We start from the raw sequence: 20,222 nt of genomic DNA, 5'->3' as shown, positions 1-20,222 counted from the left end.
ATTTGATAATCGGGAATTGGGAATTGGGAATTGGGAATTGGGAATTGGGCATTGGTTATTAGTTATTAGTAGCAAGTCACAAATAACTAATAACTAATAACTAATAACTAATAACTAATAGCAACTGTCAACTGTCAACTGTCAACTGTCAACTGACTACAATAAACCTGCATTTTCGTACAAAAGCCGGATTATATTGATGATTTTTTGTCCGTATAAGGGGTCGGAATTCCAGCGGCCTGCAAGTTCGTTGACGGTGGGGGCGACGCCGCGCTTGACAAAGCGAAAACGCACGTTTTCTTTAACTAAAGGTTGATTGATCGGTTCTGTGCTGCCGTAAGCTTTTAGGTGCTGAATTTGAGCTCTAATTCCTGTCCGGGCGTCAGGAAATGAGATGCCGGAATTTGTGGGGCTGATGATGCCCATGTCGGCAAAGTTAAATTGTTCTGATTTGACTGCACCGCCAAAGTTGAGATAATTTGTTTCCAAACACATTTGGCAAAAAGCTACGTCGTGGTTTACGCCTTCTGCGGCTGCTTCTTGCACGTAAATTTGAGGTAAATTGGGAAATGCTGTCAGCGCTTTGCTGTTAGTTTTGGTGAGAAATACTGTGATTTGTTGGGCGGTAGTTAAACCGCGACCCATGATTTTGCCCACGCCTGAAAGGATATCGCGGCGCGATCGCAGCGATACTGATGTTGTAGACTGATCCCAAGCTACGGAAATGTCGCGATCGCGCAAATCGATCGCCCGCACAAATACGACTCCATTGTACGCGATCCGCCGATCTGCTGCCTCTGGCTTGATGTCGAAAACGTCTAGAACTTCGGAAGGGACAAAGGCATTTCCGTTCACCAAAATGCCTTTTTCTTCGTGTGGCGCACCGTTGATTTGGATATTAATTAAGGGATAAACTATAGGTTTTGGGGGAGGTGTCGGTGCAGGTGTCGGTGCAGGTGTCGGTGCAGGTGTCGGTGTCGGCAAGGGTTTCAAATCGGTATTTTTTAACCAAGCTTCAAGTCCGTCAGCGAGTCCGAGGGCGACATCGCGGCGGCGAGTTTGAATAATTCGCAAGTCGTCGGGACTGGTCAAAAAACCGATTTCTACTAACAGCGAAGGAATGTTCACGCGCCGGCAAAATCCGAGGCTGCCGACACCGGCTTCAGTATCTGCTTTTGCGCCGCGCCTCGGTATTTCTGGACATCTACGTAAATAGCCATTTAAGATTAAATCCGCATCTGCTTTTCGCTTGGGGTTGCTGCCAATATAAAACGCGCTGGCACCGCGAACTTGGGGATTAGAAAAAGAGTCGGCGTGTATTTCTATTGCTACATCTCCCGCGCGGCAGCGGTTGTTGATCCAAGCGATAGTTTCTACCAAACTCAGAGTATCCGGCACGGAGAAAGTGTCTATCCCTCTCTGCCGCAATTCGGCTACTAATAAATCCCGAATTAGAATAAGTTCCTGGGCTTCGGTTGTGCCAAATGCGATCGCCCCGGAATCCCGCAAACTTCCTTCAAACCCGCCGTGTCCGGCTGAAACAAAAATAGAACCCATTTAATAAAACTCTCCACCTTGCAGTTACTTCAGTGTCAGCTTTTTAGTCTTGGGTTTTATTTTACCGTAAATTGTATATTTTGTTTTTCCACAGCAAGTTTGTAGTTGCGCCCAGGAGTGCGGGTTTTCACCCCTGGGCACAACTACAAACTTATCGATCCGCCTGTCAGTTACATCTTTACAGCGGGGCTAGTCGAAGGTTTGGGAGCTTTTATTTCCTGCGAAACTGCACGGGCGCGGAAGACTTTAGCAACTGCTTGCTCGCACTTAGACAAATCCGATTCTATCTCTGTAAAAATGGCAGTTGATACCGGATCTGTGAACTTCGCCCGCAGGTGGTTGATATCGACAACACCGGTTTGCAAATCGCCGAGAGTGCTCCGCAGCAAGAACGTTTCATCGGTTCCTTGCACCGAGGATTTTAATTTAGCGTATTTGTCGGCAATTTGGGCGGGAATAGAGGGTTTTTCGCCGAAATCGTTGAGGCGCTTTTCGAGAGCGAGGATGTGGTGCTGTTTATTTTGGATCATTTCTGCAATGAGCGATCGCAAATCGCTGTCTTGGGTTTTTTCCGCATAATTTTGAAACGCTTCGCAAGCATAGCGTTCCCCTGCGAGTGCGGTATTCAAACCTTTAACAATGTCGCCTTGTGTCGAACCACCCCAACCATTAGCTAATTTCCACCATTCTGCATTTGTGTCAGTTTCTTCTGGCAAAGCGACTTCTTTTCCGCCGTAACCGAGGCGAGCCAGAATTGCGGTGGTAAATATTGCTAAATCTCCCGGTTGGCGGGAAGTTATCAAGTTGCCGTCAACTACTAAAGCTTCGTTGATGTAGTTAGCTCCGGCATTGATCATGTCTGTTTTAATTGCCAAGAAACCAGTCGCGTTTTTGCCTTTCAGCAAGTCTGCTTCAATCAAAACTTGCGGGCCGTGGCAAACAGCAGCGACGATTTTTCCTTGTTCAAATGCTTCTCGTACAAATCGCACTGTATTGGGATTAGTCCGCATTGTATCGGGAGCCATACCGCCGGGAATTATCACTGCATCAAATTCTGCGGGCACTGCTTCTGTGGTAGTTCCGTCAGCCTGCATGGCAAGTTTTCCTTGTTTCCCTGCATACTTTTCGTTTGTGCGCGAACCGAGGACAACTACTTCAAATCCTGCTTGTTTTAAGGCGTTGTAAGGAACTAGAAATTCGGAATCTTCAACTCCATTTTCGATGAGTATGGCAACTCGTTTGGTTTGGGCTTTGTTATCGGCTGTCATAATCACTTTTCCTTAAGGTAGCATTTTATATAAACTTAATCTATTTGTTGCTGTTTTCGCGTCTGGCTAAAGTTATAAATTAGTTGGTGGCAAAATGTGCGAGCGTGAGTCTTTGGAGGTAGGCTTCTCTGTGAGCAATGCGCACCCTACAATGAGATGTTTTGTGCAGGTTGTGCGATCGCCTCAATGCACGTAAGAGGCTCCATTAATGTCGATCGTTGTCCCGGTAGCGTGTGGCGCCAAACCCGACGCTAAAAACGCGATAACATTGGCGACATCTTGAGGAGGAGCAATTTTGCCGATCGGGATATCGCGAATAATATCAGCTTCGCCGCACTCCTGGATAAACAGATCGGACATTTCTGTACTGACAAATCCCGGCGCAACTGTAAAAGCCAAAATATTCTCAGCCGCAAACCCTCTAGCAATGCTGCGAGTTAAAGCAACAATAGCACCTTTTGACGCGGCGTAGTGCAGATAATTCGGGTCATCGCCGCGAAAAGCAGCGCGACTTGCTATATTAATAATTGTACCGACCTTGCGAGTTTGAAAATGCAAAATTGCTTCCCGGCACAAGTCGGCAACGGCAACTAAATTAACTTGTAGAGTTTGCTGCCAAGCTGACGACCAAATATCGAACTCGTCCTCAATACCTGCTGACTGCATAATCCCAGCATTGTTAACTAAAACATCAATATGACCGCGCCATTTTAAAGCATCTCGCCACAAAGTCGATCCCGCGTTTTCCAGCATCAAATCTGCTGCTAATAAATAACAGCGATCGCCCGCGACACTTGCTGCTACAGATTCCGCTGCTTTCCGACTGCGACAGTAATGCAAAATCACCTCAGCCCCAGCATTAACCAGAGTCCGAACCGTCACTGCACCAATCCCTTTCGAGCCACCAGTTACTAAAATTACCTTTCCCGTTAAATCAATCATTTCTCTCTTTTCTCTTTCTCAGCGCCCTCTGCGGTAAATAAAAAAAATAAATCCCCTTCACAAACGAAATAGAATTGCTATATGATACAGCACATTCCATCTAAATGTGACGCAGGAAATTGAGTCAGCCTTGTAGCAGCGGGCGATCGACTCTTGGAGGCCAACCGACTGGGCGCAGGCCCTCGGCAATGGGCCCGCTGGCTGAGTGAGATCGACCCGCTTTACGTCATTAAAGCCTTATTTTTTGATGTTTCTTTATTCGAGATATAGCCACTCATTACAGCACTATAGATTCTTTGTCCTTAAACTCGATAACTAAACGGGATTCGGGAGCAGAGGTCGAATTAACTCCATAATTGGGTCAGAGTTAAAGTTATTGACAGCATCAACTAGCGCACTGGAAAGGGTTGGTTTAGATGCGGGAATTTCTTTAATCAACTCGTTCATGGCTTCGGTATCAAGATAGTAAGCAGCTTGATACATTTCTTCTAACCACTCAGAGGACATCACGGCTATATCTTCTGGAGATAAAGTGTAAACACCTAGTTTTTGGGGTTCTTTTCCTACCACTGTGTAGATGTACTGTACTCCCAAGTATTGAGCGAGTTTGTCAAAGACGAGCCTTTCCTGAAAGGGCTTGCTCATAAACTCGTCACAACCAGCCATAAGAACTTTCTCTCGATCTTCTTCAAAAACACTGGCAGTTAAAGCAATAATGACAGTCTCTTGTCCGTGAGGGTGTTCTCTAATGCGTTTGGTAGCTGTGTAGCCATCCACGATCGGCATTCGCAGATCCATCCAAATCAGATGTGGGAACCAACTTTCCCAGATTTCGAGTGCTTCAACTCCCTGTGTTGCTTCGCGCACCTCAAAACCGACTGAGGTAAGGAGTTTGACCAATAAGCGGCGATTTTCCTCTAAATCTTCAACAACAAGGATGCGGTAAGTTGGTTGTCCTGCAGCTATACCAATCACTCTTTGTTGAGGCAATTCTGAGGCAAGGCAGACTGCTTGAGGTAACTTTACCCCAAGTTCAAAGTAAAAAATGCTGCCCCGATTCAATGTGCTTTGAACCCGAATCTGACTACCCATGAGTTGGACAAATCTTTGGCTGATAGCTAGACCTAGACCAGTACCTTGATTCAATTTATTCCCAGCTTCAGCTTGCACGAACGCCTTAAATAAGCTGTCAACTTCTGTTGGAGCAATTCCCACTCCAGTATCCTCAACTTCAAAAGATAGGCGACAGGACGTTTGGTCGCTCTGTTCCGATCTTACTCGTAAGGTGACGCTTCCTTGATTAGTAAACTTAATCGCATTACCCAGCAGATTGACTAAGACTTGATACAGTTTTTTCTCATCGGTATGCACAAATTGGGGAAGATTGGGGTCTCGCTCGACAATTAGTTTCAATCCTTTCGATTTGCCTTGAAATTGCAACATTTGTTCAATAGAACGCAGCAAATTTTTTAGATCGCAGTCAGAAAGATAGAGTGTCATCTGTCCGCTCTCTATTTTGGATAAATCTAAAATGTCGTTAATCAATTCCAATAAATGTTCGCCGTTACGATTGACGATCGCCAGATCCTGTTGGAGTTCGGGAGTCAGAACAGGATCGTAACTCATCAATTGCGTAAATCCCAAAATAGCATTGAGAGGGGTACGGAGTTCGTGGCTCATGTTGGACAGGAACATACTTTTGGCTCGGTTTGCTGTTTCTGCTGCTTCTTTCGACCAAACCAGCAAAGATTTGATGTATATTCTGGGAGCCGCTGATGCAGCTTGTTATGCGGCAAAAGCCAAAGGGCGCAACTGCGTTCATGTTTACAGCCTAGATGATAGCGAACTAACTAGACAGCGCGGTGAGAGACTGGTAATTTCCAAAATCAGTCGAGCCTTAGAAACCAATCATTTTTGTCTCTACTTCCAAAAGATTGTCTCTATTAGCTCTAACCCATCAGTAGAGCATTATGAAATTTTGCTAAGAATGCTAGACGAAAATGGAGAAATAGTGGCTCCCAATGAGTTTATTCCCGCCGCCGAGCGTTATGGCTTGATAACTAAGATCGATTGTTGGGTAATCGAAACTTTTTTCTCTAATTATCATAATTTATCTGGGCAACAGGTTCTTACTGATGGCTTATATACGATCAATATTTCTGGCGCTAGCATTAGTAACAATCAATTTATGATATTTTTAATCGAACAATTTCCTCGCTACCAAGTTCCTCCTGAGAGCATTTGTTTTGAAATCACGGAAACTGCCGCGATCGCGAACTTTGAGCAAGCCAGATATTTCATAAGCGAACTCAAAAAGATTGGCTGTCGCTTTGCTTTAGATGATTTTGGCAGTGGGTTGAGTTCCTTTGCTTATCTGATGAATTTACCAGTTGATTTTCTAAAAATTGATGGTGCTTTTGTCAAGAATATTAGTCAGAATTTGATTGCTCAAGCGCTCGTTGAAGGCTTTAATAATATTGCCCATGCGATGAATCTTGAAACTATAGCTGAGTTTGTCGAAGACGAGACTATCTTAGCAAAATTGCGGGAGATTGGAGTAGATTATGCTCAGGGTTACGGGATCGGCCGTCCCGTTCCTATTAACTTTAATACCTAGCCGTCCAATTATCTCTATCAGGACTTACGCACGGGGGACAAAAACCCGGTTTCTACGTCAATATCTGTCGCAGAGATGCACGATTTTTCTCAGAAACCGGGTTTTTTGCGTCCAGGACTATCTATAATTGTACAGGATTGAGCGTTCTATTGGAAATCAACCTAAAAATTTGCCATGAAAGCAGTTGTGTTCGATCGCTACGGCGACGTTGAGGTATTACAATACCGAGAAGTGTCCAAGCCGATCGCCAAATCCAATGAATTATTAGTGCGAGTTTGCGCTAGCAGCGTCAATCCCGTAGACTGGAAAATCCGGCAAGGACACCTGCAACTATTGACAGGATTTAACTTTCCTCGAATTGTCGGTTCTGACATATCGGGAGTTGTCGTGGAAGTCGGCCCAGAAGTAACCCAATTTCAACCCGGAGATGAAGTTTATACTTTCTTAAATCCCATCTATGGGGGTGCTTGTGCCGAATACGCTGCCGTGGCAGAATCGGATGCGGCAATAAAACCTAAAAACATCACTCATACAGAAGCAGCAGCAGTACCGATCGCAGGTTTAACAGCTTTGCAAGCACTCCGGGATTTGGGTCAAATTCAAGCAGGAAACAAAGTATTGATTAACGGCGCTTCCGGCGGAGTCGGAACTTTTGCCGTGCAAGTCGCAAAAGCAATGAACGCGGAAGTAATAGGAGTTTGCAGCGCTAAAAACAGAGAATTTGTCAAGAGTTTGGGAGCAGATTTTGTCCTGGATTACGCGGAAGTTGACTTTACTCAACAGCCGGATAAATATGATATAATCTTGGATGCTGTCGGGACAAGAACATTTGCTGAGTGCGAAAAAGTGCTGCAACCCGAGGGAGTTTATATCTCGACTTTGCCAAGTTTTGACAACCTCGCACCAATTTTAACGAGCTGGTTTGTATCGGGTAAAAAAGCTAAATTAATTGTAGCCAATGCCAACACCAGCGATTTAGGGGTTTTGCGGGAATTAATAGAATCCGGTAAAGTAGAGCCGATTGTCGATCGCACTTACAGCTTAGCAGAAGTAGCAGCAGCCCACGCTTACAGCGAAACTTGCCGCGCTGTCGGCAAAATTGCGATTAGTATTGAATAAGGAAGAAGCACTCAGACATGATAGAGGAGACGGCAGTGCCGTGTCCCTACAATCTTATTTTGGGTAGGGACTTAGGCACTCGCCGTCTCCTAATTTCGGCTAGTTGTTATTTGTTGGTTATAATAACTCAAGCCAATGCTTTTGGGCCCGATGCCCAATGCCCGATGCCCGATTCCCCATTCCCGATTTCCTATGACATCCCCATCAGACTTGGAGACATCCGAACAAAATTTCGACAACAACCTCGAACCCAGCATTGCACCAATTGCAGACAGTTTCATGGGTTCCCGCAACTTAGAAAACGAATTTCTCGACGAACTCCCCGACGAAGTTGAGATGTCTTTGTTCGACCATTTAGAAGAATTGCGACTGCGAATTTTCTATGCGCTAATTGCAGTAGTAATCGCTATAGTCGGCTGTTTTTTATATGTGAGGCCGATCGTACAATTGCTAGAAGTACCGGCCGGGCCAGTCAAGTTTTTGCAACTAGCTCCCGGAGAGTATTTCTTTGTCTCGATTAAAGTTGCCGGATACAGCGGTTTGCTAATCGCCAGCCCGTTTATTTTTTACCAAATAGCATTATTTGTTCTCCCAGGCTTGACTCGCAAAGAACGCGGGTTGCTCGGTCCGGTTTTCTTCGGTTCTAGTTTCTTATTTTTAGGCGGGTTAGTATTTGCTTACATAGCTTTGATTCCTGCGGCGCTCAACTTCTTTGTCACCTACGGGGCGGATGTTGTAGAGCAGTTGTGGTCGATCGACAAATACTTTGAATTTGTTTTATTATTAATGTTCAGCACTGGCTTAGCTTTTCAAATCCCGATCGTGCAAGTCTTGCTCGGCATTTTGGGCATAGTTTCTTCCAACAAAATGCTCTCCGGTTGGCGGTATGTAGTCTTGGGAGCGGCAGTTTTGGGAGCGGTTTTAACGCCTTCTACCGACCCTTTAACGCAAAGTCTTTTAGGAGGTGCGGTGCTGGCTCTTTACTTTGGTGGCGTTGGTTTGGTGAAGCTTTTAGGGCGATGATTAAACTAACTTAAATCTTACATCTTGCACCATTCTCAATAACCCTTTTATGGGCGGGCAGGATGCCCACCCCACAATAAAATTAACTTTTTGTGGAACAGGCATCTTGCCTGTTGCTGGCGGACATGATGTAAAAAATATAGAGACGCGATCGCCCGCGCCTCTATAATTACTAAAAGTTAAAATTCAACACCAAAGTTTTGTCAAAACTTTGACTACATTCGGAACTGTTCGACTTCGGGAGTGTAGCCGATCGGCAAAATGTAATCGAGATTCTCGTGGGGACGAGCAATTATGTGATACGATAGCAACTTTCCGCCATCGACCTTTTTAACTGATTCAATTCCAGCAGCAACGGCTGCTTGGACTTCAGAGATATCTCCTCGAACTATAATTGTCCAGTAAGCGCGGGTTATCTTTTCATAGCGAACTAAAGTAACTCGGGCTGCTTTCACCATTGAGTCTGCAACTTCTACGGCAGCGGGAAATCCTAAGACTTCAACCATTCCAACTGCAACACCCATTACAACATTCTCCTAAATTTCACAAGATATCTGCAATTCATTGTAGGTGAAATTGTTGACAGAAATTGGTGGCGATGATTTTGGGAAGCTAGAAGCCCGATCGCCCAAAATTAACACAGTGCCGCGTGCTGCCGATCGCTTGAATCCCACAGTTGGGGGGCGCAACAAAGCCCGCCTGACAAGACTTTCAATCAAAAAAATAACTTTAAAAATTAGATGCGCCGCAGTTGAATTTCTCGCCGCCGGCAAGTCTGGCCACCCGATCGCCGCTCGATATTCGGGACTTTGAGGTCAAAAAATGCAGCCCTGGGCGACACAAAACTTGATAAACCGCAAGATGGGCGATCGGCCCCGTCGGACTCCTGACTCCTGACTGATAGCTGGTTCAAAACTCGTCAAGCAACCACTCCGAGGCTCTTTCACCCAAATCTAGGGGAACGCTGACGGCTTTGCCCAAGCGGGGGCGATCGCGAGTAGTTACGATGTATTCTCTCACCTGTTGGGTGCTGCCCCAGCCGTTGAGGTAATTGGCCACCGCATCCAAATGCTCGAAATAATCAGCCTCCGTCATCGGAAAAGACGCCTGTTCTAGGTATTTCCACATAACTTGCACAAAAATCTTGCCCCGCGTCCGCCGCAATCTGATATCGTAAGACTTTCCCCATTTTTCTAGGAGTAGCTGGTGTAAATCCTTGCCCGTCATGGTTGCTCCTGAGTTAATCCATTAAACAATAAAAGACAAAGTTCAAAAAATGTAATAATACTCTAATAAAGGCTGGAAGGCGCATTCTTAAAAGGAATTTTCGCGGCTTCAAATTTGTGCTAGCAGATTAACGGCAATTATCCTCCTTCCTCTGCACGTACAGATTCACAGCTACAGCTAGCAAACAAACGTAACTTAAAACCGTAAAGGCAGGTCATGGCTCAAACTTCTGCTGGAAATCCCGATGTCCCCGATATGGGGCGTCGCCAATTTATGAATTTGCTGACGTTCGGTACAGTCACAGGTGTTGCACTGGGCGCACTCTATCCCGTTGTGCAGTATTTTGTTCCTCCGTCGAGTGGGGCAGTTGGCGGCGGAGTGACAGCTAAAGATGCTTTGGGTAACGACATCATCGTTAGCGAATATTTGACTTCGCACCCTGCGGGCGATCGTACTCTAGCCCAAGGTCTCAAAGGCGACCCCACTTATCTTGTGGTGAAAGAAGACTTATCTCTGGCCGACTACGGCATCAATGCAGTCTGCACTCACTTGGGCTGCGTCGTCCCTTGGAATGTTAGCGAAAACAAGTTTATCTGTCCTTGCCACGGTTCTCAATACAACAATGAGGGCAAAGTGGTGCGCGGCCCCGCGCCTTTGTCTTTGGCCCTAGCCCACGCCACTGTTGCAGATGACAAGATCGCTTTTACCCCTTGGAAAGAAACAGATTTCCGCACCGGCGAAGCACCTTGGTGGTCATAGTTATTAGTCATTAGTCAGCAGTCAGTAGTTAGTAGATAACAACGTCGGAGTTGGGAATCTTTCACCGCGCACAACTAGCAACTAATGACCAATGACCAATGACCAATGACCAATGACCAATGACCAATGACCAATGACTAAATTGTCTGACCTTTGAGATTGAATACTCTGATGCCACAAACTAACTTATCTGCGATATTTCGCCGCAGTGCCAGGACGATCGCGAAAACTGCCTTAATTGCGATCGCAGCCGCAGGATTTTTCCTCACCAGCGACATCGCACTTCCCCAAGCAGCATTTGCTTACCCTTTCTGGGCCCAGCAAACAGCACCCGCTACTCCCCGCGAAGCAACAGGCCGCATTGTTTGCGCTAACTGTCACCTCGGTGCAAAACCGACTGAAGTTGAAGTACCGCAATCTGTTTTGCCTGACACAGTTTTTGAAGCTGTTGTCAAAATTCCCTACGATACTAGCGTGCAACAAGTTGTCGGCGACGGCAGCAAAGGCGGCTTGAATGTGGGCGCAGTTGTGATGTTGCCCGAAGGTTTCAAGATTGCTCCCGCTGACAGAATTCCTGAAGAAATGAAGGAAAAAGTCGGCGATCTTTACTTCCAACCTTACAGCGAAACCCAAGAAAATATTGTTTTAGTGGGCCCACTGCCGGGAGAACAGTACAAAGAATTGGTATTCCCAGTTTTGTCTCCGAATCCAGAAACTGACAAGTCCGTTCACTACGGCAAATACCTAATTTATGTCGGCGGCAACCGCGGTCGCGGTCAGGTTTATCCTACCGGCGCCAAGAGCAACAATACTGTTTATAATGCTTCGGTAGCTGGCAGCATTTCTAAGATTGCCACACCTGAAGATGGCGGTTATGAAGTGACAATTCAACCGGCAGAAGGTGCAGCGGTTGTTGATACGATTCCAGCCGGCCCAGAATTGATTGTTTCGGAAGGACAAACAGTTGCAGCCGGCGAACTTTTGACAAGCAATCCTAATGTGGGCGGCTTCGGTCAAAAAGACGTAGAAATTGTGCTGCAAAGTGCTACTCGCATTCAAGGATTGATCGCTTTCGTGGCTTTGACCATGTTGGCTCAAATTATGCTGGTTCTCAAGAAGAAACAGGTCGAAAAAGTTCAAGCTGCTGAAATGAATTTCTAAGCGCGGCTGTAACTCGATTTTAAGTAAGGTGCTCGTGCACCCTACTGATGAGATTGTAAGTAGGGTGCGCACCGCGCACCTTATTGTTTGATAAATAACAGATAAAATAATGTCAATTGATGAGAAAGTAATTGAGGTAGGGCCGCTGCAATGGTTTTATCGCGAAACTAATCCGGTTAACGAATCTGACAAACCGCCGGTGCTGCTGCTGCACGGTTTGCCGTCCCAAAGTTTTACCTGGACTGCTATTATGCCGGATTTGGCGGCAAAGGGATTTAGATCGATAGCCCCAGATTGGGTGGGTTACGGGCGATCGGCAAAACCGGACAAGCGCGACTTTGCCTACACTCCCGATGCTTTTGTTGAGGCCATCGCCGGCTTTATTCAAGCTCTAGAAATAGACAAATTTCACCTCGTTGTCCAAGGATTTTTAGCTTCGGCCGGCATTCAATACGCTTTGCGAAATCCCGATAAAATTGAGCGTTTAGCCGTCATAAATACACCCGTTTCAGTAGATATAAAATTGCCCTGGAAAATGCAGCAATTTGGACTGCCTTTCATTGGCGACATGATAACGCAAGACCCGCTTTTGGTTGACAGAACCCTCGAAGGCGGCAGCCGCAAGACGATATCAGACAAGGATTTAGATGTTTACCGCCGCCCGTTTTTGAAGAGTTCGGATGCAGGTCGATCGCTAATGAATACTGTTCGCAATATTCAATTGCCGCAGTCAATGGCAGAAATTGAATCCGGCTTGAAAGCATGGACTCGACCAACTTTATTTGTGTGGGGTTTGACAGACCCTTGGCTGAGTGTTGAACCAGCTCAAAAGCTAGTTGGTTCCCTGCAAAATGCAGAGTTAGTCACACTGGAACAAGCAGGGCATTATCCTCAAGAACATTGGTCGGAAAAAGTTGGCGATGCTCTGATAACTTTTCTGCGCCGCCAGGAGGTAAAATAATATTTTGTACATAACTCTCGGTGCTGGGTCAGCGAAGCACATCCTCGCGGATCTGCATTCCCAGGCAAAGCCTGAGAACCAGAAATCTAAAATCTAAAATCTAAAATCCATATGACTCGTCCCCGTTCAATTTTTGCCTTGATGATGGCGTTTTTGATGGCATTTCTGGTTAGTTGCAGCAGTGTGGAAGCAAAAGTTCCAACAACTTACACAGCAGCCCAGATCCAGCAAATTCAGCGCTATGTTCCTACCCTGACAGAGTTCCGATCGCGCATGGACAAATTGGGAACCCTAATTCAAAAGCGAAATTGGGTTGATACCAGAACTTACATTCACGGGCCTCTCGGCGAATTGCGCAGCGCCATGAGAACCGTGTCTGGCAGTTTGTTGCCGAAATCTCAAGAACAAGCTGTTGATTTGACTAAAAGTTTGTTTGCTGATTTGGTAGAGATTGACAACGCTGCTAAAGCGGTTGACTATGCGAAAGTCACGGCCAGCTATCAAAAAGCTGTCAATGATTTCGATACTTTCTTGCAGCTAATTCCTAAAGCTTAATAGCTTTAGGGCGTGGCGTAAACGGGCAATGGAGTGGTGTCAAAAACCGAGCTAAAACCCATAATAAATGTCGCTTGTAGTCGAGTCTCGATCCCCCTAGCCCCCCTTAATAAGGGGGGACAAGAACAATAGTATTCTCAGAGTCCTCCTTCTTAAGGCGCGGGAAAAGAGCATTCTCAAAGTCCCCCTTCTTAAGGGGGATTTAGGGGGATCGAGACTTCGAGACAAACGAGAGAAACATAGGGTTTGAGTGCTCCTACTCGTTACCAGGCAGAACCTAGGAAGCAGTTAATCTCAAATCTCAAATCTCAAATCTCAAATTTAATGATTCGTGTTGCAATTATTGGTTGCGGTATTATTGGGGCGTCGATCGCCTTTGAACTAAGTCAATTTCCCGAACTGAAAGTTACTGTGTTCGACAAACAGCCGCCGGCACAAGGTTCTACAGGTGCTGCCCTCGGTGTTTTGATGGGAGTTATCAGCCACAAAACTAAGGGCAGAAATTGGCAGTTGAGAGAAACTAGCCTTCAGCGCTACGAAACTTTGATTCCTGAATTGGAAGCAGTTACGGGGCGGAAAATTCCTTTTAACAAACAGGGAATTTTAATGCTTTGTTCGGAGGGAGAGGATTTAAGTAAGTGGGAAAAATTGATAGCAACTCGCCGATCTCAAGGTTGGCAATTGGAACTTTGGGATGTGGAACGTGTGCGCGATCGCTGCCCTCATCTCTATTTAAATGATAAGATTATTGCTGCGATTTATTCGCCTCAAGACCGCCAAGTCGATCCGACGGCGCTAACTTTGGCTTTGGTTGATGCTGCTGAACGCAATGGGGCAATTTTTAAGTTTGGGGTGGCAGTTGAAGCAGCGGCGATTGCTGCTAGCTTGGAGTTCGATCGACTAATTGTGGCGGCTGGTTTGGGTTCTGCTGCTTTGAGTGCATCGTTGAATCAATTTGTTGACATTCGCCCGGTGTTGGGACAAGCGCTGCATTTGCGATCGGCCAATCCTTTAGGAAACCCAGATTTTAGGCCGGTAATTACTTGCGATGACGTTCACATTGTGCCTTTGGAAAATCAGGAATATTGGGTGGGGGCGACGGTGGAGTTTTCAGAAAATGGCGGGGAAATTCAGGCAAATGCTGATATGTTGGGGCAAGTGATGGCAAGGGCGATCGCACTTTGTCCGGCTTTAGCAGAAGCTACCATTATTAGGAAATGGTCGGGATTGCGCCCGCGGCCGGAAAAACGACCGGCACCAATTATCGATCGGCTTTCCGGTGCTGGTAATATTCTCATAGCCAGCGGCCACTATCGCAACGGCGTGTTGCTCGCCCCCGCCACAGCACGCACAATTCGAGAAATGATTTTGCAATAATTAAGCTCCGCTTAAAACTAACGCAACAGCAGTGGAAACAATGGCAACAGCAAGGCTGGCTCATATTTTTTTTGCCATATTATAGTCCGCAAATGAACCGTATTGAGGATGAATGGTTACATCTCAAGAGATTTAATTAGGTGGAGCTACTTAACAAATTTTAATATAATTAAATTGTAAAAAGCTATTTTATGGTAATATACTCCGGGTGATCGCGATACGAGTCATTAGCTTAGTTTATAATATCGTTATTAAGAATATTATATTCGGAGCAAATTTTAGGTAAAAAGGCAGATGACTGTGAGAGATTCACGAAATTAGCAGGTGCGTGGGTGTACAAGCATCTACAAGGTTCTAACCAACAGCTACCTGATGAAGCGATTGGAACTTTCGCCAGAGCGTTGCTTATTGCAGCAAAAGGCGACAACGTTTTATCCCAACAGGAGAGAGATTGGGTGATTGGTTTGACAGCGGCGAAAGGTGCATCAGAAGCATTACTCGCTGAACTGGAGACATACAGTGGAGATGAGGATGTGGAATCCGTACTTCAAAGCAATCCCATCAGCAATAAATCGAGGAGAAACTTGATTTATTGTGCTATTCAAGCTAGTGATGCCGATGGTGCTTACAATGAAGGAGAAAAATCTGCCATTCGTAACATCGCACCTAAGCTAGGAGTTGGTGAAGACATTGTTGCACAACTGGAAAAGTTTTACCAAGAAGAGAAAGCACTTTTTGACAATAAAATCAGTCTTCTTTTCCCTGATGGGGTTGTTTAACTAAGTGTCATTGATGAAATTAGGCGAATGGACTAGCAATATAGCAGTCCTAAATCAGTCGCAAAATCGATCGAGATCAGAATCCTTGTAGTGCGAGCATCTTGCTCGCGTACTATTTTTCAAATCATTTAGGATTGCTATAGTATATGAATTTATCTGGATTGGAATCATTATCATAGTGTTTAATTTACAGAGATTCATAAAATTGCTTTTTCATTTTCACTAATTTTTATTGGATCTTCACATACAATATTAGTGTAAATCTTTTTCCAGTTCATAGTTTCCTATCAACTGCACTAGCCCGGTTATTTAGATAAGTGGCGATAAAATGAAAAAGATTGGTGTTTTCGGTTCGGCTGTAGATAGCCAAGATTCTCTTAATCAAAAGTCCATAAAACTTGGAGAACAAATTGCCAGAACTGGTAACAGCATTGTGACAGGAGCTTGTACTGGTCTTCCCCTTTACGCTGTTTTAGGAGCTAAAAGTTTAGGTGGATACTCAATTGGATTTTCAGCTACCTATAATCAAGAAAAACACAGGTCGGTGATGGGAACCTCTCCCGAATTATATGATAGCATTATTTTGATACCGGAACATTACAAATACAAAGATAATGTGGAAGTTTGTCGCAAATATAGGAATGTTGAATCTGTAGCAGCCTGTGATGCAGCTATTTTTATTAGTGGGAGGTGGGGAACATTAAATGAGTTATCAAATGCTTATGACATGAATAAAATTATTGGTATTCTCAGCGATACTGGAGGAGTTACAGATCATGTTCAATTACTGCTCGACTCTTTCAAAAAAGAAACAAAGAGCCAAGTTTTCTTTGAAAAAGATCCATTGAAATTAATTGATATAATTTCTCAAAAACTGCAATAGCTGTTTTGCTTTCAAATAAAAGTAAGTTAATCTTGTGAGATTGAAAATGACTTCAGAATACAAAATAGTTAATAAAGTTTTGGAAGTTTCACTAACTATTGAAAGTGGTATTAAGAACCTAAAAATGGGAGGTTATACAATACAATACCACACAATCAAATCAACAAAGAATACGCAATTATTTATCGAGGAAATATTCAAAATCCCGGTAAACCTGTTTTATTACGACTAAATTCTGCTTGCTATACAAGCGATATTTTTGGTTGTCAAAGATGTGACTGCAACTGGCAACTACTTAGAGCGATGGAGATGATTTCTCAAGAACAAGATGGCTTGATAATTTACCATTTCGATCATGAAGGTAGAGGTGCTGGGTGGACAAATAAGTTGAAAACCTATTCCTTAATGGAAAAAACCAAATGTACATCTTTTGAGGCATTTGTCAGTTTAGGTATTCAGCCTGATTTAAGAGATTATTCTTCTGCTATAGCTATCCTCAGAGATTTAAACATAAAATCCGTGAATCTGATCACCAATAATCTTGAAAAAGAAAATTTTTTAATCAGTCATGGGATTGCCGTAAATCTAAAAGTTCCTCTAGTTAATTCCAGGAAAGAATGGCAGTCTTATCTAATTTCTAAAAAACAACAATTTGGGCATAAAATAAATGACGAATTTTTTTAATTTATCTAATTTTAAAAAAAAAAGCACCTTGCTCATGGTATAAATAATGAAGAACATTTTAAATTCGGGGATTTCTGAAGATATGCACTTTAGCGATCGACTTATTGAACAGCAAATCCAAAAGAGTGACTTGGTAGTTGGCATCGATCCGAATTTTGATTTGATGCCAGAGTTTCTACTTCCAACAAGCAATAACTATCAGGAAATTACAAGATCCTTAACTAGCTTTTCACAAGTCATCATTGACAGTTTATCGGATTTAATTCCAGCAGTCAAGTTTCAATCTGCGTATTTTGAGCAGTTTGGAAGTAGTGGCATAAATGCTCTAGTTGAATCTATCAAGTACGCTAAAACCCACAATCTTCTAGTAATTTTAGATGCAAAAAGAGGAGATATTGATTCAACTTCACTTGCTTATGCTAAGGCTTATTTAGATGGACAAATAAGACTTAAAAACGGAATAGTGATCGATTCAGATTTAGTGGTTGATTGTATCACAATTAACCCCTTTCTAGGAGAAGATAGTCTGATGCCTTTTGTAGAAGTTGCTACTAAATGTGGTAAAGGTTTATTCATTCTAGTTAAAACTTCTAATCCTGGCTCAAGTATGATTCAAGATATCTCAGTAAATGGAAAAAAAATATTTCATCAATTGGCAGAACTGGTTAATCAATTAGGTAAAGATAGCATTGGAAAATACGGTTACAGTTGTATAGGTGCTGTTGTGGGTGCTACATATCCTCATGAAGCAAAACGACTAAGAGAAATAATGCCTAATGCGATTTTTCTAGCTCCTGGAGTAGGGAGTCAAGGAGGAAATATTGAAAGTATTTTTGATAGTTTAGGACATGATGGTAGAGGTGTAATTATTCCTATTTCTAGAGGTATTACATACTTTCCAAATCGGGATATGTCTTTACCAGATTATCAATCAGCAGTTCGAGAAAGAGCTATTAATTTCATTCAAACCTTGAAAAAGAGAGACAGCTAATGAGCGGTGATTTACTGATTATATTAGGTGTAGAGGGAGTGCTAGGCTCTGGGATATCTTGTCAAAATAGAATGTCGAATGTTGACATTCTGGGGACAGATATGCCAGAAGTAACTCGTCTCAAGCAGCAGATCAAATATTATATTTCCTGTGATGTTCGCAACAAGCATCAAATTCAATCAACTGTAGATCGAATTCCTATTCACGAATATGATAAAATTATTCTCATAAGTTGTATTGGTAAATTTGGTGTGGAAACATTTAAGTCTCCATTTTTGGAAGAGGATAGTTTGTATGAAAGTGTCCAGGTTAATTTGCTAGGTATTTCTCATTTTATTATCTCTTTAGTGAAGAAATGTTTGAACCAAAATCTATCAACACGGATCGTAGTAGTTGGTTCTGCGGCAGCTAATGTTGGTAGTCGAGATGTGGGATATGGAATTTCTAAGGCTGGACTTAATGGTTTAGTTTTAAGTTTATCTAAGTCATTAGCTTCTCAAAATTCAGTTATTATAGGTGTTAACCCAGGAATCTTTGAATCTGAAATAGCTGAAAAAGTTTCTTTAGATAGACAGTTACAAGCTGTAGAAAGTACACATATTAAGCGAAAAGGAAGCGTGAATGAAATTATAAATTTTGTCACCTATCTTGCCCTTGATGCCCCTGATTACTTGACAGGTTCTATTTTAAATATAAATGGAGGTCAATATACTTAAAGAGGAAGATTTAGTAAGAATTTATTTGACAACATTCTGAAATTGGATTAAAATAACATGATGAATCAACTATTTAAAGGATCGTGGCTGCATCTTGCGTTTACCCTACGCGGATCTGTTATTCCGGTTGTCTTACCTCGGGTCATTCTTGTGGGTATTTTTGGACTGATAATTACAGTTTTATATACACAAGGAGTGCCGCTATTTTTTCCAAAGTTAGAAATCCTTATTCCCAGTATTCTTTTGGGTCTGCTATTGGTTTTTCGCACCAATACTGGTTATGAACGCTTTTGGCTGGGTCGGCAAGCATGGGGTGCCATAATTGGGATATGTAGCCATTTAGCAAGGCAGATTTGGGTCAACGTTGAAGAAAAAGAACCTCAAGATCGAGTGAATAAAGTTGCTGCAATGTACTCTATAGCAGCTTTTGCAGTAGCGACTAAGCAGTATCTACGTCGAGAACCTATTAATGAGGAGTTAGAAAACCTTCTGATTAAATCTCGACTGGAAAAGATTACATTAGTGAGCAACCCAGCCCTTGAAATTGCACTTTGGATTCAAGATTACCTAAAGGAGCAATGGTAAGGATTCAGGTCATGTGAAAAACAGTAAAACCTATACGGTGTAACCATTTGATTGAATAATCATCAAATATCCATTCTTATTAAGAAACCATGAAAGCTTTTATTTCCGTACCTATTGAGAATGAAACTGTTGATTTAGCGAAGGCTTTAATTCTACAAGTCCTTCTGTGACTACGTTTCAGATACCTGAATCCTTACGAGCAATGTAACCAGAATCGCCTGAATATTCACGATTTTCAAAGTTTACAGCAATTATTGAATTCAGTGCTTGATAAATTTGGTCTTTGTATCTGTATTCTGATGACACCACAGCCCAGGGCTTACACTATCCATTTAAGGCAACTAACTCTGATTTATTGCTTCACCTTACCAATGCGTCTAGTTGGAGATTTTGGCTGGTTGACAAGTCCGATTATTGCGATAATTGCCTTTACTTTATTTGGGATTGAAGAGATTGCTTTGGAAATAGAAAACCCTTTTGGCAGAGATTATAATGATATTCCTCTGGATAATCTTTGTGATGTCATTCTTAATGAAGTTGAAGGTGTGATGAAATTATCTCCTAAAAGCCCCAAAGCTTCTTAATTAGGGCTTGCTGAATAAGTTAGAAAAAATCGCGATCGCGTAGCTAACCGCAGACATCGCACTTGATGGGCAATTCAAGCTCGGCGAAACATAACTTTTTGTTGACTATAACTTACCGAGTTATAGCTTTTAATAATCATTGAACCGTAAATAGGTGTGATTTTCGGTTTGTGACATAAAAACACACAAAAAACCTGTCTTAACCAGGTAGAAAGGTTCATGACTAAAAAAGTAATAGCAATGGCTGTTTCCGAAGTATTATCAAGTTTTGTCATCACCCGATTCAGGCTAAATCTTCTTTTTCGCAAGTCCCAAATTTGCCCTCAATTGCATTTCTAACTCTTTCATCTTCTAATGCTTGTTTCTTTGTTTCCTTACTAACATTTGCTGGTGGCCTTCCTAACGGGGGGCCACTGATTCTAATTCCTCTTTCT

At 43.2% G+C, this 20,222-nt stretch carries 23 protein-coding genes and 1 pseudogene; 15 read left to right on the top strand and 9 right to left on the bottom strand.

Translation table 11 applies throughout. From position 1 onward, the window contains the following. Window positions 1-156 precede the first annotated feature (156 nt). The 4 genes from tftA to QUA02_RS08980 all read right to left on the bottom strand — a co-directional run bounded on the left by tftA (window position 157) and on the right by QUA02_RS08980 (window position 5,462). Entirely contained in the window at window positions 157-1,557 is a 1,401-nt protein-coding gene (gene tftA, locus QUA02_RS08995; RefSeq protein WP_333026808.1) for a hormogonium tapered terminus morphoprotein TftA, read from the bottom strand. A gap of 170 nt (window positions 1,558-1,727) precedes the next feature. After that, window positions 1,728-2,825: a DJ-1/PfpI/YhbO family deglycase/protease gene (locus QUA02_RS08990; RefSeq protein ID WP_333026807.1), complete on the bottom strand. Its 1,098-nt coding sequence runs from the start codon at window positions 2,823-2,825 to the stop codon at window positions 1,728-1,730. Between the two features lie 183 nt (window positions 2,826-3,008). After that, on the bottom strand, window positions 3,009-3,767 hold the full coding sequence (locus tag QUA02_RS08985) for an SDR family NAD(P)-dependent oxidoreductase (RefSeq protein ID WP_333026806.1): 759 nt from the start codon (window positions 3,765-3,767) through the stop codon (window positions 3,009-3,011). 315 nt (window positions 3,768-4,082) lie between these two features. Continuing rightward, window positions 4,083-5,462 (bottom strand): ATP-binding protein, encoded by a 1,380-nt coding sequence (locus QUA02_RS08980; RefSeq protein WP_333026804.1) that lies wholly within the window; start codon window positions 5,460-5,462, stop codon window positions 4,083-4,085. Here QUA02_RS08980 and QUA02_RS08975 point away from each other — a divergent pair. The 3 genes from QUA02_RS08975 to tatC all read left to right on the top strand — a co-directional run bounded on the left by QUA02_RS08975 (window position 5,446) and on the right by tatC (window position 8,526). Further along, window positions 5,446-6,384: an EAL domain-containing protein gene (locus QUA02_RS08975; RefSeq protein WP_333026803.1), complete on the top strand. Its 939-nt coding sequence runs from the start codon at window positions 5,446-5,448 to the stop codon at window positions 6,382-6,384. The genes QUA02_RS08980 and QUA02_RS08975 overlap by 17 nt on opposite strands. A 174-nt stretch (window positions 6,385-6,558) precedes the next feature. Beyond that, window positions 6,559-7,503, top strand: a complete 945-nt coding sequence (locus QUA02_RS08970) for an NAD(P)-dependent alcohol dehydrogenase (RefSeq protein ID WP_333026802.1) — start codon at window positions 6,559-6,561, stop codon at window positions 7,501-7,503. 192 nt (window positions 7,504-7,695) lie between these two features. Then, the gene (tatC, locus tag QUA02_RS08965) at window positions 7,696-8,526 is read left to right on the top strand and encodes a twin-arginine translocase subunit TatC (protein WP_333026801.1); all 831 of its coding nucleotides are present in this window, start codon (window positions 7,696-7,698) and stop codon (window positions 8,524-8,526) included. A 215-nt stretch (window positions 8,527-8,741) separates the two neighbouring features. Here the strand turns inward: tatC and QUA02_RS08960 are convergent, their stop codons facing one another. From QUA02_RS08960 to QUA02_RS08945, 4 genes are read right to left on the bottom strand one after another with little or no spacing between them, the layout of a single operon-like run. After that, window positions 8,742-9,050, bottom strand: coding sequence for a carbon dioxide-concentrating mechanism protein CcmK (locus QUA02_RS08960; protein ID WP_106149684.1), 309 nt, complete (start codon window positions 9,048-9,050; stop codon window positions 8,742-8,744). A gap of 12 nt (window positions 9,051-9,062) precedes the next feature. Further along, window positions 9,063-9,245 carry a hypothetical protein gene (locus tag QUA02_RS08955; RefSeq protein ID WP_333026799.1) on the bottom strand — a complete coding sequence of 61 codons (183 nt, stop codon included), beginning with the start codon at window positions 9,243-9,245 and terminating at the stop codon, window positions 9,063-9,065. A gap of 17 nt (window positions 9,246-9,262) precedes the next feature. Continuing rightward, window positions 9,263-9,439 carry a hypothetical protein gene (locus tag QUA02_RS08950; RefSeq protein ID WP_333026798.1) on the bottom strand — a complete coding sequence of 59 codons (177 nt, stop codon included), beginning with the start codon at window positions 9,437-9,439 and terminating at the stop codon, window positions 9,263-9,265. Further along, on the bottom strand, window positions 9,436-9,753 hold the full coding sequence (locus QUA02_RS08945) for a DUF3067 family protein (RefSeq protein ID WP_333026796.1): 318 nt from the start codon (window positions 9,751-9,753) through the stop codon (window positions 9,436-9,438). Before QUA02_RS08945 ends, QUA02_RS08950 begins: the two co-directional genes overlap by 4 nt. Before the next feature lie 216 nt (window positions 9,754-9,969). Between QUA02_RS08945 and petC the strand changes: the two genes are divergently transcribed. From petC to QUA02_RS08885, 12 genes are all read left to right on the top strand, one after another. Further along, window positions 9,970-10,512: a cytochrome b6-f complex iron-sulfur subunit gene (petC, locus tag QUA02_RS08940; RefSeq protein WP_333026794.1), complete on the top strand. Its 543-nt coding sequence runs from the start codon at window positions 9,970-9,972 to the stop codon at window positions 10,510-10,512. A gap of 171 nt (window positions 10,513-10,683) precedes the next feature. Continuing rightward, a complete protein-coding gene (gene petA / locus QUA02_RS08935) occupies window positions 10,684-11,673 on the top strand; it encodes a cytochrome f (RefSeq protein WP_333026792.1) in 990 nt (329 codons plus the stop codon). Between the two features lie 109 nt (window positions 11,674-11,782). Further along, a complete protein-coding gene (locus QUA02_RS08930; RefSeq protein ID WP_333026791.1) occupies window positions 11,783-12,634 on the top strand; it encodes an alpha/beta fold hydrolase in 852 nt (283 codons plus the stop codon). 111 nt (window positions 12,635-12,745) lie between these two features. Next, window positions 12,746-13,189 carry a photosystem II protein PsbQ gene (psbQ, locus tag QUA02_RS08925; RefSeq protein WP_333026790.1) on the top strand — a complete coding sequence of 148 codons (444 nt, stop codon included), beginning with the start codon at window positions 12,746-12,748 and terminating at the stop codon, window positions 13,187-13,189. 324 nt (window positions 13,190-13,513) lie between these two features. Continuing rightward, a complete protein-coding gene (locus QUA02_RS08920; RefSeq protein ID WP_333026788.1) occupies window positions 13,514-14,566 on the top strand; it encodes an NAD(P)/FAD-dependent oxidoreductase in 1,053 nt (350 codons plus the stop codon). A 332-nt stretch (window positions 14,567-14,898) separates the two neighbouring features. After that, a complete protein-coding gene (locus QUA02_RS08915) occupies window positions 14,899-15,345 on the top strand; it encodes a tellurite resistance TerB family protein (protein ID WP_333026786.1) in 447 nt (148 codons plus the stop codon). 328 nt (window positions 15,346-15,673) lie between these two features. Continuing rightward, complete coding sequence (locus QUA02_RS08910; protein ID WP_333026784.1) at window positions 15,674-16,228, top strand: SLOG cluster 4 domain-containing protein; 555 nt, start codon at window positions 15,674-15,676, stop codon at window positions 16,226-16,228. A 144-nt stretch (window positions 16,229-16,372) separates the two neighbouring features. Then, window positions 16,373-16,912, top strand: a complete 540-nt coding sequence (locus tag QUA02_RS08905; protein WP_333026855.1) for a GTP cyclohydrolase II — start codon at window positions 16,373-16,375, stop codon at window positions 16,910-16,912. 46 nt (window positions 16,913-16,958) lie between these two features. Further along, window positions 16,959-17,903: an orotidine-5'-phosphate decarboxylase gene (gene pyrF / locus QUA02_RS08900; RefSeq protein WP_333026783.1), complete on the top strand. Its 945-nt coding sequence runs from the start codon at window positions 16,959-16,961 to the stop codon at window positions 17,901-17,903. Further along, the gene (locus QUA02_RS08895) at window positions 17,903-18,619 is read left to right on the top strand and encodes an SDR family NAD(P)-dependent oxidoreductase (RefSeq protein WP_333026782.1); all 717 of its coding nucleotides are present in this window, start codon (window positions 17,903-17,905) and stop codon (window positions 18,617-18,619) included. Before pyrF ends, QUA02_RS08895 begins: the two co-directional genes overlap by 1 nt. A 57-nt stretch (window positions 18,620-18,676) precedes the next feature. Beyond that, window positions 18,677-19,204, top strand: coding sequence for a bestrophin family protein (locus tag QUA02_RS08890; RefSeq protein WP_333026780.1), 528 nt, complete (start codon window positions 18,677-18,679; stop codon window positions 19,202-19,204). Window positions 19,205-19,389: 185 nt separating this feature from the next. Further along, a complete protein-coding gene (locus tag QUA02_RS08885) occupies window positions 19,390-19,788 on the top strand; it encodes a bestrophin family protein (RefSeq protein ID WP_333026854.1) in 399 nt (132 codons plus the stop codon). Between the two features lie 74 nt (window positions 19,789-19,862). Here the strand turns inward: QUA02_RS08885 and QUA02_RS08880 are convergent. Beyond that, window positions 19,863-20,222, bottom strand: a pseudogene (locus QUA02_RS08880) (transposase); the annotation flags it as partial.

Origin of the sequence: Microcoleus pseudofavosus SVA1_A4 (assembly GCF_036700565.1) — a bacterium.
Taxonomy (GTDB): domain Bacteria; phylum Cyanobacteriota; class Cyanobacteriia; order Cyanobacteriales; family Microcoleaceae; genus Microcoleus.
This window is presented reverse-complemented; position numbering and strand designations above follow the sequence as displayed.